At 41.3% G+C, this 16,580-nt stretch carries 13 protein-coding genes; 10 read left to right on the top strand and 3 right to left on the bottom strand.

What is annotated here, in order from left to right:
- Positions 1-14: 14 nt before the first annotated feature.
- The 10 genes from aroB (at position 15) to B9T34_RS18940 (ending at position 14,017) form a co-directional block, all read left to right on the top strand.
- Complete coding sequence (gene aroB / locus B9T34_RS10850; RefSeq protein ID WP_086213151.1) at positions 15-1,094, top strand: 3-dehydroquinate synthase; 1,080 nt, start codon at positions 15-17, stop codon at positions 1,092-1,094.
- A gap of 14 nt (positions 1,095-1,108) precedes the next feature.
- Positions 1,109-1,954: a hypothetical protein gene (locus B9T34_RS10845; protein WP_171265195.1), complete on the top strand. Its 846-nt coding sequence runs from the start codon at positions 1,109-1,111 to the stop codon at positions 1,952-1,954.
- 443 nt (positions 1,955-2,397) lie between these two features.
- Positions 2,398-6,873, top strand: coding sequence for a glutamate synthase large subunit (gene gltB, locus B9T34_RS10840; RefSeq protein WP_171265181.1), 4,476 nt, complete (start codon positions 2,398-2,400; stop codon positions 6,871-6,873).
- 99 nt (positions 6,874-6,972) lie between these two features.
- Positions 6,973-8,394 (top strand): FAD-dependent oxidoreductase, encoded by a 1,422-nt coding sequence (locus B9T34_RS10835; protein ID WP_086213148.1) that lies wholly within the window; start codon positions 6,973-6,975, stop codon positions 8,392-8,394.
- A gap of 222 nt (positions 8,395-8,616) precedes the next feature.
- Complete coding sequence (locus B9T34_RS10830; protein WP_086213147.1) at positions 8,617-9,501, top strand: metal-dependent hydrolase; 885 nt, start codon at positions 8,617-8,619, stop codon at positions 9,499-9,501.
- Between the two features lie 138 nt (positions 9,502-9,639).
- The gene (locus tag B9T34_RS10825) at positions 9,640-10,230 is read left to right on the top strand and encodes a LemA family protein (RefSeq protein WP_086213146.1); all 591 of its coding nucleotides are present in this window, start codon (positions 9,640-9,642) and stop codon (positions 10,228-10,230) included.
- 115 nt (positions 10,231-10,345) lie between these two features.
- Positions 10,346-11,353, top strand: coding sequence for a TPM domain-containing protein (locus B9T34_RS10820; protein ID WP_228147442.1), 1,008 nt, complete (start codon positions 10,346-10,348; stop codon positions 11,351-11,353).
- Positions 11,347-11,907: a TPM domain-containing protein gene (locus B9T34_RS10815; RefSeq protein ID WP_086213144.1), complete on the top strand. Its 561-nt coding sequence runs from the start codon at positions 11,347-11,349 to the stop codon at positions 11,905-11,907. Before B9T34_RS10820 ends, B9T34_RS10815 begins: the two co-directional genes overlap by 7 nt.
- A gap of 202 nt (positions 11,908-12,109) precedes the next feature.
- Positions 12,110-12,577 carry a pilin gene (locus B9T34_RS10810; protein WP_086213143.1) on the top strand — a complete coding sequence of 156 codons (468 nt, stop codon included), beginning with the start codon at positions 12,110-12,112 and terminating at the stop codon, positions 12,575-12,577.
- A 60-nt stretch (positions 12,578-12,637) separates the two neighbouring features.
- On the top strand, positions 12,638-14,017 hold the full coding sequence (locus B9T34_RS18940; protein WP_086213142.1) for a sulfatase-like hydrolase/transferase: 1,380 nt from the start codon (positions 12,638-12,640) through the stop codon (positions 14,015-14,017).
- On the opposite strand, the gene B9T34_RS10800 is transcribed toward B9T34_RS18940, so the two are convergent.
- From B9T34_RS10800 to bfr, 3 genes are all read right to left on the bottom strand, one after another.
- Positions 14,010-15,173 (bottom strand): O-antigen ligase family protein, encoded by a 1,164-nt coding sequence (locus tag B9T34_RS10800; protein WP_086213141.1) that lies wholly within the window; start codon positions 15,171-15,173, stop codon positions 14,010-14,012. The genes B9T34_RS18940 and B9T34_RS10800 overlap by 8 nt on opposite strands.
- Positions 15,174-15,221: 48 nt before the next feature.
- Positions 15,222-15,668 carry a pilin gene (locus B9T34_RS10795; RefSeq protein ID WP_086213140.1) on the bottom strand — a complete coding sequence of 149 codons (447 nt, stop codon included), beginning with the start codon at positions 15,666-15,668 and terminating at the stop codon, positions 15,222-15,224.
- A gap of 219 nt (positions 15,669-15,887) precedes the next feature.
- Positions 15,888-16,352 carry a heteropolymeric bacterioferritin subunit Bfr gene (gene bfr / locus B9T34_RS10790; protein WP_086213139.1) on the bottom strand — a complete coding sequence of 155 codons (465 nt, stop codon included), beginning with the start codon at positions 16,350-16,352 and terminating at the stop codon, positions 15,888-15,890.
- Positions 16,353-16,580 lie beyond the last annotated feature (228 nt).

The following is a 16,580-nucleotide window of genomic DNA, read 5'->3' as shown; positions in this document are numbered from 1 at the left end:
CACTGGTTAAAGTCATGCAAACCCTTCATGTTGAACTCGGTGATCGCCGTTATCCTATTTTTATTGGCAGTCAATTGGACCCTCAAGCGCTTTTAGCGCCATATATTCATGGCAAACAAGTCATGATTGTGACCAATGAAACGGTTGCTCCATTGTATTTAGCGAATTATCAGCGCGCTATAGAGGCGCTGGGGAAAGCAGTTGCAGTTTGCAGTTTGCCGGATGGCGAAAAATATAAAAATATTGAGCATTTGAATTTGATTTTTGATGCATTGCTTAAAGCTGGATTTAACCGGGACTGTACGGTTTTGGCTTTGGGCGGCGGTGTAATTGGGGATATGGCTGGCTTTGCCTCAGCGTGTTTTCAGCGCGGTGTTTATTTTATTCAAGTCCCAACCACATTGCTTTCCCAGGTAGATTCCAGTGTCGGCGGCAAAACAGGGATTAACCACCCCTTGGGTAAAAATATGATTGGCGCCTTCCAGCAGCCGCAGGTGGTGTTGGCAGATATGGTGCAGCTGAATAGTTTGCCAGAGCGTGAGCTGTCTGCCGGCTTATCCGAAGTAATTAAATACGCTTTGCTGGGGGATATTGACTTTTTAAGCTGGCTTGAAGACAACATGGATGGTCTTGTTCAGCGTGATCCTGCTTTGCTGGCAGAAGCGGTTTACCGTTCTTGTGCGCACAAAGCACGCATTGTTGCCAATGATGAAAAAGAGCAGGGGGAGCGTGCGCTGTTGAATCTAGGCCATACTTTTGGTCATGCCATTGAATCTTATATGGGATATGGTGTATGGCTGCATGGTGAAGCTGTAGCAACTGGCATGGTGATGGCTGCTGATTTATCGCAGCGCATGGGCTGGATTTCGCTAGAAGATCTGGAACGTACAAAAAAAATCATTTTACGCGCCAATTTGCCAATCAGTTGTCCTAAAATTCCACTAGAAGATTTCTTGGCTTATATGGCGCACGACAAAAAAGTACTCAATGGTCAATTGAGACTAGTCCTAATGAAACAATTGGGCCAAGCTGTGATTACCAAAGAGTTTGATGTCGAGTTGATGAAACAGGCAATTTTAGCCAATCAACAGTAATGAAGAAGGAATAGATTGTGGCTCACCGTTCGCATTGGCAGCAGATAAAAAGTTATATTTGGCTTGTGTTCGGTGGTGCCTGTCTATTTGGCGCTTTGGTTTTTTGGGCAATTACAGATAAGCAGGAAGATCTGGTTGAGGTCGAAAAAAAGGCGGAAACAGAGGTCGAGCTGCAAATTCAGCCAGAGAAACTTTCAACAATGAACCATCTTGGTGCATTATTGGGTGAAGTCAAACCTTTAGATATGATGACACGCGCTGTGGTTACTGCTCAGCATGAGTCTGAATTTCGGGGCAGCAAATTTATTGCTGATGAAAAAAATGCATATGCGCTGGAACTGTTTCGGGTTTCAGACGAGGCGATTTTAAAGAATTTTTTAAAGAAACAGGCAGATAAATCTAAGTTGAGGTATCTGAGATTGTCTGGAGAGGATTTTCCAGAGCAATATGTGCTGCTTTACGGACTGTATAGAAACGCTTCTGACGCAAAACAAGCATTGGCAGATTTGAAAATTGCATTGCCGCCTTCTGTAAAGCCTCAAGCGGTTGAAATAGGCGAATATCAGCCCTATGTCAATGATTTAGGCTCTGACGAACTAAACATGAATGCAAAATTGTATGCAGTTCATTTAAAAACAGTGCCGCTGCCTAGAGTGGATGAGGCGCAAATTGCAGCGAAGCGTGCAGAGGCTCAGGCAAGGCAGGCTGAGCTGCCAAAAGCGTCTACAACGACAACAACAGTGACGCGCCGTGATGCGGAAGGCAATGTTGTGAATGTTCAGCAATCACAAAGCAATGCAGATGGCGTACAGCAAAAAACACCTGCAGCACAGCCAGAAGTGACGGATCCATTTAACTGATTGGTCCAAAATAAAGCACTTTTGTGGGGCTGTGGCTGCATTGAACCATTATGGTGCGATTTTTATGTGCTGATTCAGGTGTTGATCAAGATAAATAATGATAAATTTATTATAAAACATTAATTTAATATGAACTAAAGATGCGATGGCATGATTTTTGCTTAAGTGGTGCGTGAATTGAATTGATCTCCCTATTTTGGCGCGAAAATGATTCGATGAGTGTGCGAAACAGTCATGCAGTGAGACTGAACTTTGACAGAAGCAATTTGTTTCTTGATATTCAAGCACAAAAGGTAAATTAGGTTTATCTTAGGTGTGCGAAGAAAAGGAATTATTTGCTCAGTATCACAATTCATGTGAGTGGATTAAGACTAAATCGCAAAAGAAATTAGTTTGTTAGTGGCTCGAAAGAGCAGTGTAGAAAAGAAGGGTACGCTATGCACATGCCATCGCCTAATACTGTAGCTCCCGCTCAAGGTTTATACCAACCGGATGAGTTTAAAGATAACTGTGGTTTCGGTTTAATCGCCCATATGCAGGGTGATGCAAGCCATGATCTGCTGAAGACCGCTATTCACAGCTTGAGCTGTATGACCCACCGCGGCGGTATTGCTGCCGACGGTAAAACGGGGGATGGATGCGGCCTGCTTTTGGCTATGCCTAAGCAATTCTTCCGTGAAGAAGCGAAGAAGATCAGTGATATTACCTTAAGCGAAGTTTTTGCTGTCGGTACGATTTTCCTGAACCTTGATCCAGCGATTGCCGCACACTCAAAACAAATTTTAAGCAAAGAAATTGAAGCTGAAGGCTGTAAAGTCTTGGGCTGGCGCGTCGTGCCGACCAATAACGGCGCTTTAGGTTCAATTGCGATGCAGTCACTGCCTGGCTTTGAACAGATTATTGTCAATTGTCCAATGGGCGTGACCGAGGTTGAATTCAACCGCAAACTGGTTATGGCCCGCCGCCGTGCAGAAGAGCAGCTGACTGCTGACCCGTACTTCTATGTAACGACTTTGTGCTCAACTGTGATCAGCTACAAAGGCCTGATGATGCCTGCATATATTGCAGACTTCTATACAGACTTGGCTGATGAGCGCTTAGAATCGCATATTGTGGTTTTCCATCAGCGTTTCTCTACTAATACATTGCCGCGCTGGCCTTTAGCGCAGCCGTTCCGTTACTTGGCGCACAATGGTGAAATCAACACCATTACTGCGAACCGCAACTGGGCAATGGCGCGTACGCCAAAATTTGAAAACCCGTTACTGCCGGGTGTAACAGAACTTAACCCAATTGTGAACCGCACAGGCTCTGACTCTTCAAGCTTAGACAACATGCTTGAATTGCTGGTTGGCGGCGGCATGGACTTATTCCGCGCGCTGCGTATGCTGGTTCCGCCAGCATGGCAGAACGTTGAAACTTTGGATGCCGACTTGCGCGCATTCTATGAGTTCAACTCTAAGCATATGGAAGCTTGGGATGGCCCTGCAGGCCTTGTAATTCAAGACGGCCGCCATGCGATCTGTATGCTTGACCGTAACGGCTTGCGTCCTGCGCGCTGGGTGATCACTAAAAATGGCTATATCACTTTAGCGTCTGAAATTGGCGTATGGGGCTATGAGCCTGAAGATGTAGTGTCTAAAGGCCGTGTAGGTCCAGGTCAAATTCTGGTGATTGATACGCACACAGGTAAAATGCTGGACACCAATGATGTCAGCAACCACCTGAAACGTATGCGCCCATACCGTGAATGGCTGCGTGAAAACTCAGTACGCATTCAAGGCAGCCCAGAGCTGGAAGAATATTTATGTGAGCAGGGCTTGAAAGGCGATGACCTGAAAGCTGCGCAAAAAATGTTCTTGGTGACTTTTGAAGAGCGTGACCAATTGCTTCGCCCAATCGCTGAAAGCGGTCAGGAAGCAGTCGGTTCAATGGGGGATGATACCCCAATGGCAGTCTTGTCTCGTCAAGTGCGCCATGTCTCTGACTACTTCCGTCAGCAGTTTGCTCAGGTAACGAATCCGCCAATCGATCCATTGCGCGAATCCATTGTAATGTCTTTGGAAACATGTTTTGGCCGCGAGCAAAACGTGTTTGAACAAAGTCCAGAGCATGCTGACCGTTTGATCGTGTCTAGCCCAGTACTGTCTAATTCAAAAATGCATCAAATCCGCACGATTGGCCGTAAAGGCTACGAGATGGCGGATATTGATCTGAATTATGCAGAAGCTGAAGGTCTTGAAGCTGCAATTAGCCGTATCTGTGAAGAAGCTGCGCAAGCGATCCGAGACGGCAAAACATTGCTGGTGCTGTCCGATAAGAAAATCCGTGAAGGTTACCTGCCTGCAAATGCATTAATGGCGACTGGAGCAGTGCATCACCATTTGATCAATGCTGGCCTGCGTACAGATGCCAATATTATTGTAGAGACCGGCCTTGCCCGTGATGCGCATCAATTTGCCGTGATTCTTGGCTTTGGTGCGACAGCGATCTACCCATACTTGGCATACGATGTCATCAATGACTTAATCGCAAAAGGTGAATTGCTGGGCGACCCAATTCATGCACAAGCAAACTTCCGTAAAGGTATCGAGAAAGGCTTGCTTAAAGTGCTTTCTAAAATGGGTATCTCTACTGTAGCGTCTTACCGCGGCGGCCAATTATTTGAAGCTGTGGGCTTGTCTGACGAAGTCGTTGGCAAATGCTTTACTGGCGTTCCAAGCCGTATTAAAGGCGCGACATTCGATGACCTTGAAAATGACTTGAAAAAATTGGCTGATTTTGCGTGGAAAAACCGCAAGCCGATCGATCAAGGCGGTATGCTGAAATTTGTATTCGGCAAGGAATACCATGCATTTAACCCAGATGTGATTAACGCGCTGCATAAAGCAGTCCGTTCTGGCAATTTTGCAGACTTTAAAGAATATGCAGAATTGGTGAATCACCGTCCTATCGCGACAATCCGTGATTTACTTAAACTGAAAACTGATAATTCAATCGCATTGGAAGAAGTTGAGTCTGTAGAAGCAATTCTGCCGCGCTTTGACTCTGCGGGCATGTCTTTGGGTGCTTTGTCTCCTGAAGCGCATGAAGCGATTGCGATTGCCATGAATACGATCGGCGGCCGTTCAAACTCTGGTGAGGGCGGTGAAGATCCTGCGCGTTACGGTACAATTCGTAACTCGAAAATCAAACAAATTGCATCTGGCCGTTTTGGTGTTACTCCTGCGTACTTAACTTCAGCAGAAGTGCTTCAAATTAAAGTGGCGCAAGGTGCAAAACCAGGTGAAGGTGGTCAGTTGCCGGGCGGTAAAGTGAATGGCTTAATTGCGCGTTTACGTTACTCTGTACCGGGCGTAACGCTGATTTCTCCGCCGCCGCATCACGACATCTACTCAATTGAAGATTTATCACAGTTAATCTTTGACTTGAAACAGGTTAACCCACAGGCGATGGTGTCAGTTAAGCTGGTTTCTGAGCCGGGTGTCGGTACGATTGCGGCAGGTGTAGCCAAAGCGTATGCCGACTTCATTACCATTTCTGGTTATGATGGCGGTACAGCGGCTTCTCCACTTTCTTCTATTCACCATGCTGGTTCTCCTTGGGAGCTTGGCTTGTCTGAAGCGCATCAAGCGCTTCGTGTGAATGACCTGCGCGGTAAAGTGCGTGTTCAAACGGACGGCGGCTTAAAAACGGGTTTAGATGTTGTGAAAGCAGCAATCTTAGGTGCAGAAAGCTTCGGCTTCGGTTCTACACCAATGATCGCATTGGGCTGTAAATACCTGCGTATTTGCCACTTGAACAACTGTGCGACCGGTGTTGCGACACAGCAAGATCACTTGCGTCAGGAACACTATATTGGTGAGCCTGAAATGCTGATCAACTTCTTCCACTTCATTGCGGAAGAAACGCGTGAATGGCTGGCTGCACTCGGTGTATCAAGCCTGAAAGATTTGATTGGCCGCACAGATTTACTGGAAATGCTGCCGGGTGAAACTGAAAAGCATGCGCATCTTGATCTCAGTGCATTGCTGCAGTCACATCCATCTGCAGAAGGCAAAGCGCAATACTGTCAAGTTGAAGGCAATGCGCCGTTTGACAAAGGCCTGCTGGCTGAAAAAATGGTTGCAGAAATGCTGCCAGCCATTGAAGCGGGTACGAGCGGTGAATACAGCTTCAATATTGGCAACTGTGACCGTTCAATCGGCGCGCGTATCTCAGGTGAAATTGCAAAACGCTATGGCAACTTGAGCATGGAAGCGCATCCTGTAAAAGTGAACTTGAATGGTACTGCCGGTCAGTCACTGGGTGTGTGGAACGCAGGCGGCTTGCATATCAGTCTTGAAGGCGATGCAAACGACTACGTAGGTAAAGGTATGGCTGGCGGCCGTATCTCGATCTTCCCGCCGAAAGGTTCACCTTTCCAAACGCAAAATACTGCAATCATCGGTAACACATGCTTGTACGGTGCGACTGGCGGTAAGCTCTTCGCTGCAGGTACTGCGGGTGAACGTTTCGCGGTTCGTAACTCTGGCGCGTTTGCGGTTATTGAAGGCGCAGGCGATCACTGCTGTGAATATATGACTGGCGGTATTGTGACGGTTCTTGGTAAAGTAGGCCACAATTTCGGTGCAGGCATGACAGGTGGTTTTGCTTATGTACTGGATTTAGATAACGACTTCGTTGACTACTACAACCACGAATTGATCGAGCTGAACCGTATTTCAACTGAAGCGATGGAAGAGCACAAAGAATTCTTGTGCCGTATCCTCGATGAGCATATTCAAGAAACAGGTAGTGCTTGGGCGTATAAGATCCGTAATGAGTTTGATTTCTACAGCCGTAAATTCTGGCTGGTGAAACCAAAAGCTGCGAATTTGCAGACTTTGTTGAAAACAACTCAAGCTGATCCTCAATAATTCCACTACTCATATTTTAGGTAGGTGTGGATAACTTTCAACTTATGCACAAGTTGATCAAGAGATAAAGGTTATCCACGCTCACCCACGGAGAGAGACATGGCAGAACGCCTAAACAATGACTTTCAATTTCTGGATGTAGCACGCCAAGATCCAGAGAAAAAAGATCTCACTGTCCGCAAAGCTGAGTTTGTGGAAATTTATAAGCCATTTACAGCTGAAATTGCAGCCAACCAAACACACCGCTGTTTGGGCTGCGGCAACCCGTACTGTGAATGGAAATGCCCAGTGCACAACTACATTCCGAACTGGCTGAAACTGATTGCTGAAGGCCGCATTTTCCAAGCGGCAGAACTTTGCCATCAGACCAATACATTGCCTGAAGTCTGTGGCCGTGTATGTCCGCAAGACCGTTTGTGTGAAGGCGCGTGTACGCTGAATGACGGTTTTGGCGCAGTGACCATTGGTAATGCAGAGAAATATATCAACGATACCGCTTTTGCTTTAGGCTGGCGTCCAGATATGTCTTCTGTGAAATGGACAGACAAAAAAGTTGCCATCATTGGTGCGGGCCCTGCAGGTTTAGGCTGTGCGGATATTCTTGTGCGTAATGGTGTTAAACCCGTTGTATTTGATAAGCGTCCTGAAATTGGCGGTTTGCTGACTTTTGGTATTCCAGAATTCAAAATGGAAAAAGACGTGATGAAACGCCGCCGTGAAATTTTCACAGGCATGGGCATTGAATTCCGTCTAAACACTGAAATCGGTACAGACGTTACTATTGATCAATTGCTTGCAGACTACGATGCTGTGTTCATGGGTATGGGTACTTATACTTACATGAAGGGCGGTTTTGCGGGTGAAGATCTGAATGGTGTAGTTGATGCGCTAGATTTCTTGATTGCCAATGTCAACCGTACCCAAGGTTGGGAAAAAGATCCAGCTGATTACATCAGCATGGAAGGCAAAAAAGTGATTGTATTGGGCGGCGGCGATACAGCAATGGACTGTAACCGTACCTCAATCCGTCAAGGTGCAGAATCTGTAGTTTGCGCCTACCGCCGTGATGAAGAAAACATGCCGGGTTCGCGCCGCGAAGTGAAAAACGCGCGTGAAGAAGGCGTTGAATTCCAGTTCAACCGTCAGCCAATTGAAATTGTGGGTGAAAACGGCAAAGTAACTGGCGTTAAATTCGTAACGACTCAATTGAGCGAACCGGACAGCCGCGGCCGCCGCAGCCCAGAGCCCATTCCAGGTTCTGAGGAAGTGCTTCCTGCAGATGCAGTTCTTTTGGCATTCGGTTTCCGTACCAGCCCTGCAGATTGGTTTAATGATGTGAAAATTAACTTGGATGGTTCGGGCCGTGTTGTTGCGCCAGAACAGCAAGAGTATAAATTCCAAACATCGAATCCAAAAATCTTTGCGGGCGGCGACATGGTGCGCGGTTCTGACCTTGTGGTCACTGCGATTTGGGAAGGCCGTCAAGCTGCTGAAGGCATCTTGGATTACTTAGATATCTAAGTCTTGATGATGCTGTAAAAAACCCGCTTCGGCGGGTTTTTTTATGGCCTGCACTATCCTTAAATGACAAGAATGATGCATTTGCAGATAAAGAGTCTGATTTATGGTAAGACAACGCGCAAAAATGAATGATTATGCAAGCCTGCTAAGCACAATTGCCATGGGTGCTTGTATTATTCCTGTCCATACTGAGCATCTGTATTTTAGGCAAGAGATACTCAGATGACTCACGTGACGGCAGAAAAAACATATCAAAATCGTCCCAAAGCCATTGGCATTACTGTGCGCAGGCCGCAATTCAATCCGAAAGCGATCCGCCGGCATTATTTTGCCAATTCACCAGTCATGTCGCATTTATTGACCGCTTTATCTTCGACATTTCCCATTGGTGAACAATTTTTTGTGCATAGTGTGCGTAATGTCCGCGATAAAGTGAAGGATGAAAAGTTGCAGGCGCAGATTGCGGCTTTTATTGGTCAAGAAGCCATGCATTCTAAAGCGCATGCCGAATTTAATGATGCATGGCGTAAGGAGGATTACAATCTTGACCGCTTTCAAGCTTGGCTAGGGCGTAAAGACCATTATGTGAAAAACCTGCATCCTAAGATACAGCTGGCCATTACCTGTGCATTTGAACATTTTACGGCATTATTGGGCGGCTATATTTTGCGTCATCCTGAAGTGCTGAGCACCTTGGATGATGATGCGGTCAAACTCTGGGTGTGGCATGCCATAGAAGAGATAGAGCACCGTTCAGTGGCATTTGATGTCTATCAGGCGGTCTATGGTGATGACAAAATCCGTAAAATGATTATGCGCAGCGTGACGACGGGTTTTGCCAGTCTGACTTTTTATTCGGCCTCACGGCTCTTTATGCAGGATCGGAAAAAAAGCCTGCCTAAAGTAGGCGGAAACTTATTTGGCGGCTATTTGTTGGCAAAAATGTTGTTTCAGATGCTGCCAGAATATTTGTCTTATTATAAAAAAGATTTTCATCCTTCAGACGTTGACTACACAGAGATTGTGCAATATTGGAAAGTGCGTTTGGCTGAGGATTATCAGCTGGATAGTTTTCAAAAGGAATTAATGCCTGCGCTGTATAGCTGATACCTGTGTAAAAAGTCCAATAAAGTGGGCTTTTTTTATGGCTGGAAAATTATCAAAAAGATACATATTTTCAAGAAAATGCCGTTAGAATGAAAAAATACATAAACAAATACAAATAAATACTCGAGGGTAGAACAGATGAACTTTATGAAAAACAGTGCATTGGCTATCGCTTTAGCAAGCACGCTAAGCCTTACAGGCTGTGGTTATAATACCTTACAAGTCAAGGATGAAGCGGTTACGGCATCATGGTCTGAAGTGCAGAACCAATATCAGCGCCGCGCGGATTTAGTGCCAAATTTAGTTAATGTAGTGAAAGGCTATGCCAAGCATGAAGAGCAGGTGCTGACTGAAGTCACTCAAGCGCGCGCCAATGTTGCAGGATTAAAAGTTGATAAAGCCGTCTTGGAAGATCCAGCTTTATTCCAAAAATATCAGGAAGCGCAAGCGCAGATGACCAGCGCGCTGTCCCGCTTAATTGCTGTTTCGGAAAATTATCCTGATTTAAAAGCCAATGAACAGTTCAAAGAACTGCAAGTGCAATTAGAAGGCACTGAAAACCGTATTGCTGTTGCGCGTAACCGTTATATTGCCAGCGTACAGGACTTTAATAGTTATGCACGCCAATTCCCGCAAGTGATGACCGCTAAAGTGATTGGCATGGATACTAAACCAAACTTTAGTGCGGAGCAGGGTGCTCAAACAGCACCGAAAGTTTCCTTTAACTGATTGAATACCCTGATTCTGAAAAGGAGAGGGAATACTGATGCTTTCATTGCTTAAATTGCGTCATACAGATGATTCTGGCATTTCTAAGAAGTGGGTACAGCTGTGTCTATTGTTTATGCTCAGCATCAGCATTTTACTGTTAAGTGCGCATGTCAGAAGTGAAACTGCGACAGCTTCAGATGATGCAGAAATTATTGTTGCCGGTAAAATTATTCAAGATCAGCAACAAAATACACAAGCCAGCCATACTTCAACTTCTTCTGATATTGCGGTGGGAGCTAAACCCGCGCCAGAGGTAGCAAATGATCTCGCTGATGGTGAATCTATACGCAGCTTGCCAACATTAAATGAGCCTGTAGTTGATCAGGCGAATTTGTTGAGTCCTGCAGAGAAACAGTCAATCAGTCAGCAAATATTAAAATTGCATGAAACAGGCAAAGCGCAAATAGGCGTTATTATTGTGCCGACCACAGGGCAGGAAGATATCTTTGGTTTTGCTATGCGTGCGGCAGAACAATGGAAGCTGGGATCGGCAAAACAGGACAATGGCTTGCTGATGGCAGTTGCTGTGAATGATCGCCGTATTCAAATCCTGAGCGGTTATGGTCTGGAAGGTGTATTGCCTGATATTGTGCTCAGCCGGATTATCCGCAATCAAATCACACCCTATTTTAAACAGAACCAATATGCACAAGGTGTACAGGCGGGACTGAGTGAAATTGAAAGGATCTTAAATATGGATCCTGAAGTCGCAGCCAAAGCAGCACAGGAGCTTAAAGAGCGTCAAGAGCAGGCCTTGCATGAACAGCAAGCCAAGCAAAAAACCATGACGACAGCACTCATTATTTTGGTTGCTGGCATTATTGGTTCTTATGTTGTTGGTAACCGTTTAAGCGCTGCGACTGCTGCTGTAGCGGGTACAGTAGCAGGGTTGGTCAACGGTGCGGGTCTAATCACCAGTTTATTGATAGGTTGCGGAATTTTCTTTTTATTGATTACAGCTTTAGCGCAAGTTATCTTTCAGGCACTCTTGTCAGGCGGGGGCCGTGGTGGAGGTTCGGGTGGTGGATATAGCGGCGGCGGTGGTGGTTTTGGCGGGGGAGGCGCATCAGGCTCATGGTAACGAAATCTGAAACAACAGAAATTTTGACACAGCCTAAATTGAGTGAAATCAATCAGCCGAGTTTTAAGCGCTGGCTAAAGCATTTTTTACATTTACCTGCAGCTAGACGTTATTTTAATAAACAGGATCAGCAGGCGATTGCACATGCCGTTGCTCAAGCTGAGCAAGGGCATGTAGGTGAAATTCAAGTGGTCATAGAAGGGCATATTCCAGCCAATCAAGCTTATTATCAAAATACGCAGGGGCGAGCGCAGCAGCTGTTTGCAGAATTGGGTGTGTGGGATACGGAATTTAACAGCGGTGTGCTGCTGTATTTAAATCTCTGTGAGCGTAAGGTTGAGATTGTGATTGATCGAGGGATTAAGGGAGCAACACAGCAAGTGGTATGGGATGCGATTTGTGCGAATGTTATCCAATTGATGCAGCAGCAAGCGTACCGTCAAGCTGTAGTTCAGGGTGTGTTTGAGGTGGGTAAGGTATTGACCGGCTTCTACCAGAATGTGATGCATGATTCTAAAAATGAATTAAGTAATGCGCCGGTCATTTTAGATTAGTAAATGCTTGGGAAATAAGTGACACTAATCGTCACTTTTAAGCACAAAAAGAAACATAAAGCACATAAAAATAAAAATATTTTTTTAAAGTGCTGTTTTTTTTCACAAAATAAATATAATAAATCTTGGCATGATAAGTGCTATTTATAAAACAAGCTGAAAGCTTAATAATTAAATGAAATAAACATTTGTGGAGAATGTTATGAAATCAGTTCAAAAGGGTTTCACCCTTATCGAATTAATGATCGTTGTTGCAATTATCGGTATTCTTGCTGCGATTGCGATTCCTGCTTACCAAGACTACATTGCTCGTGCTCAAATGTCAGAAGCAATGACTTTGACTAGCGGTGTCAAAGGTGCGGTTTCTGAAGTGTTTGCACAAGACGGAACATGCCCTGCTAATGGTACAGCAGCAACAAATGGTATTGCTGTTAAAACAGGTATCACTGGTAAATACGTAGCGAATGTTGAAACAGCTGGTACAGCAACAGCACAAGGTGCTTGTACAATTGTTGCGACAATGAAAACATCGGGTGTTTCAAAAGGCTTATCAGGTAAAACATTGACATTAACATTGTCTGGTGCAGATACTGGTGCTAATAATTGGGCATGTACTTCTAATGCTGCACAAAAATATTTACCAAAATCTTGCATTGGTTCTGGTACTTAATTTTTTAAAATAAAAAGAGAGCATATGCTCTCTTTTTATTTGTTAATATGAATAGATAAAATGAATTATAGATATGTGCTGGTATATTTTTTATATATAAATCTTTTCTTATTTATTTCATCATTTTATTTTGGTTTGGGGCACCAGTTCCTAAATTTAGACTATTTATTTCTGCTCATTTTTTGTTGTATTCCTAAAAATATTTTTACATCTATTTTGTTGGTTGTTAGTTATTTATTTATTTATTTTGTAGATATTCTGCTTGTAGTAATTCAAATTTTTCCATTTGTACGCCTAATGGATATAGTATATTTAAGTAATTTTGTATTTTATGGTCCTGTTTTATATAGGATTTTATTGTGGGTTGTTTTAGTTAATGCTTTAATTAATGTATTTTTAATTAAAAATTATTTTTTTAACAATATAAATTTAAAAATAAAACATTATTTCTATATCGTTTTAATAGTCGTCTTTACGTTAATTGCAAATCAATTTTTGCCGTCCCAAGTTAAGGGGGCAGTTCATGCTCGTATTAACGAAGAGTTGGTAGGCAGTCAAGTACTTTTCTTCATAAAAAATCATCAATCTACATTTGTACAAGCGGCAGGAAAAGATGTAACTAAATTGGAACATACGCATTATAAAAATGCGACACTTCAATTGTTTTCTCAATTAAATGAATCAAAGACGACCACGAAAAAAATTTTAATGATTGTTAATGAGTCCTGGGGGGAGACGGCTAATTCAGAACACCAAATGGCCATTTTAAGTCCAATATACAGTAGAAAAGAAAAATTGGAATATATTAATCAAGGAGCTTTTAATTTTATAGGAGCAACTGTTGCAGGGGAGTTAAGAGAGTTATGTCAAAAACAGTCTAGTACGTTTAATTTAAAAGATGTAAATAATGAAGAGTTTAAAGATTGTTTGCCAAATAAATTGAAGCGAATAGGGTATAAAACATATGCAGTACATGGTGCGATGAGTATTATGTATGATCGATCTAGCTGGTATCCTAAAGCTGGATTTGATCAATTTTATTCTTTTGAGCAATTAAACAATGCAGGAGTATGTTTTTCGTTTTCAGGACGCTGCGATATTAAAATTATTCCTTATATAAAGAGTTTTTTATTAAATAGCGATAAAAGTTTTGTTTATTGGCTTACATTAAATTCACATGCACCATATGATGATAGAATATTTTATGAAGGGTTTAATTGCAAGTATCATGGAATTAAAGCTGGTACAGAGACGTGTAAAAATTTTCGTCTTCAGTATCAATTTTTTTATTCTTTAGCTACCCTGATTGATGATCCAAAAATGTCAGGTGTAGAAGTATACGTTGCTGGTGATCACTCGCCACCAATTTTTGATATTGGTGAGAACTTTTTTAGTTATAAAAATACAGATGTAGCTTGGATACATTTTAAGATTAAATAATTTTTTCAGTATAGTTAATTCTTAAAATTGAAAATGAAAATCCGATAAAAAATAGGGAAAATGTGTAATATACAACTCCATCAAATAGTCCTATGAGAAAATAGTTAATTAAAATTGCAATAAATAATTTTTGGTCAGAATTAATGTTGGTGTTTATGTTTTTTCCGTATTTATATAAATTAAAAATAATTAGAATAAAGCCGATAACTCCAAACTCAATTAAAATCTGTAAAATAAAATTATGAGCCTGATAGTAGTTTCTTCCATAATTATTCATTATTAGACTAAAAGAATCAGCGCCGTAGCCTATAAAAGGTTTATTTATAATATGATTTATGGTTTCTAACCATATTTCTGTTCTACCTGAGCTTGAATAGTTTTGAATTCTCTGAACTCCAAAAATATTATTTTTAACTGATAATAGTAAAGATATTGCTATTGAGCTTAAGAGAATTTGTGTAGTATTACTTATATATTGAATTTTTTCTTCAGAAAAATAAAAAAGATATAAAAGTACAATAAACAGACTTATATATGAAGAACGACTACCACTCCATAAAATAAAGCTTAGGAAAATTATGGCTGTAAATTTGTAAAAAATATTTATTTTTTGTTTTGAGTTTAAGCTTAAATATAACGATATGATAAAAATAACTGTTAAGAAGCTACTAATATGTCTTATATTTCCGAAAGGGAAACTTGTTGAAAGATTAGTGTTTTCTATCCTATTGAAGATAATTATATCAGTAATAATTGAAAAAATATGTATTAATCCAATAAATATAAGAATATTGAAAAAAATAATAATATATTCTTTTTTTGATCTAAAGAACAAGAATATGGAGCAGTAAAGTAATAGTAGACTTGTTAAATTTACTACTCTTAACCAGCTCTCAATATAATAATATGTAATTGAATATACTGTTGATATGCAAAAAAATAAACCTAATAAAATAAGTGTGTAGTTTTTGTGGAATTTAATTTTTTTTATATTTCTTAATATAATAGGAATGGAGAATAGTAAATAAAAAATTCCTTGAATGCTATTTTCGATGGAAGCTCCTGAGCTTCCAAATGATAAAAAAAATGTGCAAATACAAAATATAAAAAAATATAAATCATCATTGGACAGTTTTATTTTTAATGAATTTAACATGGATTTATGATATTTAAATATATATTTCTTTATATTATAGCAATTAATTTATATTCCAATACAAGATTTAGGTAGATATTTTTGCTTTATATCCGTTGAAGAACAACGCCAATTTGCTGAGCCTAAATTGGCAGTTTGGCTAATCAAGGCAATTGCTAAATGTTTACCTTGTAAGCCTTGAGATATACCAGAACTTTTAAATGTTAATTCAACAGCGCATATAGCCCCTGTTGGAGTAGCTATATCAACTGACCCTACATACTTCCCACTTGCTGCTGTTGGGGATGATAGCCCTAATTCTGCTAAGGTTGGGCAGCTGCTACTTTGACTGTATGTCTGACTGATCGCAATTTTATACTGTGATGATAGGATCATTGCTTCTGATACTTGAGCTCTGGCGATATAGTCTTGATAAGCAGGAATAGCAATTGCTGCAAGGATGCTAATAATTGCTACGACGATCATCAGCTCTATTAATGTGAAACCTTTTTGCATGATTGTTACTCCTGAATAACTTATATTGTATAAGCAAATCTCATGCCACTATATTTTTTTAATAAAAACATATATTTATATTTATTCATTTATTCAGGGTGACAATTTTTGTTAAGTTTATCCTAAAGATGTAATATTTTAAAGTTCTAAAATTTTCAAAACTATAGATGGTTTAGAGATAAAAAACCCGCATCTGCGGGTTTTTTATTACATCTGTTTTTAAATCTGACTCTGAATATAATTCTCAACACCTACAGTTGCAGCTAGATCCAGCTGTGTTGTTGTCCAGTCTAAGTACTCTTCTTCTTTCTCTAAAATTTCTTGGACTAAATCACGGGTAACGTAGTCAAGCTGCTCTTCAGCAAGCGCCACAGCTTTCTGAATGGCTTCTATGTTCTCTTTGACCTTACGTATATCACAGTTTAAAACTTCAAGCGTATGCTGACCAATATAGAGCTTACCTAGATGCTGCAGATTAGGCAGTCCTTCTAAAAACAAAATACGTTCAATGATTTTATCTGCATGCTTCATTTGACGGATTGATTCTTTATATTCGGCAGAGCCGAGCTTCTCAATGCCCCAGTCATTAAACATGCGTGAATGCAGAAAATATTGGTTGATTGCAGTTAAATGATGATAAAGCACCTGATTTAACTGATTAATTACATCACGATTGCCTTTCATTGCATTGCTCCATCAACAAACTTGCCTAAAAATACAGGCAATAAAAAAGTATTAAAAATATCTTAAACAAGATAGCCGCGTATAGCGAGTAATTTCTTGAACAGCAAATGAAAATCGCAATCAAATACACTTGAAACGCAGACAATAAAAACCCGCTTAGAGTCGAAGCGGGGGAGGAGGAATGGCCATCAGGCCATTGGTTTTATCATTATGGTTATTTTTAAAAAT

The sequence above is a fragment of the Acinetobacter sp. ANC 3813 genome, assembly GCF_002135435.1.
In the GTDB taxonomy this organism is placed as follows: domain Bacteria; phylum Pseudomonadota; class Gammaproteobacteria; order Pseudomonadales; family Moraxellaceae; genus Acinetobacter.
This window is presented reverse-complemented; position numbering and strand designations above follow the sequence as displayed.

Excerpts from the sequence above, each read along its gene's own strand:
- B9T34_RS10825 (WP_086213146.1), top strand. The coding sequence starts at position 9,640 with ATGAACTTTATGAAAAACAGTGCATTGGCTATCGCTTTAGCAAGCACG.
- B9T34_RS18940 (WP_086213142.1), top strand. The coding sequence starts at position 12,638 with ATGAATTATAGATATGTGCTGGTATATTTTTTATATATAAATCTTTTC.
- B9T34_RS10795 (WP_086213140.1), bottom strand. The coding sequence starts at position 15,668 with ATGCAAAAAGGTTTCACATTAATAGAGCTGATGATCGTCGTAGCAATT.
- B9T34_RS10820 (WP_228147442.1), top strand. The coding sequence starts at position 10,346 with ATGCTCAGCATCAGCATTTTACTGTTAAGTGCGCATGTCAGAAGTGAA.
- B9T34_RS10800 (WP_086213141.1), bottom strand. The coding sequence starts at position 15,173 with ATGTTAAATTCATTAAAAATAAAACTGTCCAATGATGATTTATATTTT.
- B9T34_RS10835 (WP_086213148.1), top strand. The coding sequence starts at position 6,973 with ATGGCAGAACGCCTAAACAATGACTTTCAATTTCTGGATGTAGCACGC.
- gltB (WP_171265181.1), top strand. The coding sequence starts at position 2,398 with ATGCCATCGCCTAATACTGTAGCTCCCGCTCAAGGTTTATACCAACCG.
- aroB (WP_086213151.1), top strand. The coding sequence starts at position 15 with ATGCAAACCCTTCATGTTGAACTCGGTGATCGCCGTTATCCTATTTTT.
- B9T34_RS10815 (WP_086213144.1), top strand. The coding sequence starts at position 11,347 with ATGGTAACGAAATCTGAAACAACAGAAATTTTGACACAGCCTAAATTG.
- B9T34_RS10810 (WP_086213143.1), top strand. The coding sequence starts at position 12,110 with ATGAAATCAGTTCAAAAGGGTTTCACCCTTATCGAATTAATGATCGTT.
- B9T34_RS10830 (WP_086213147.1), top strand. The coding sequence starts at position 8,617 with ATGACTCACGTGACGGCAGAAAAAACATATCAAAATCGTCCCAAAGCC.
- bfr (WP_086213139.1), bottom strand. The coding sequence starts at position 16,352 with ATGAAAGGCAATCGTGATGTAATTAATCAGTTAAATCAGGTGCTTTAT.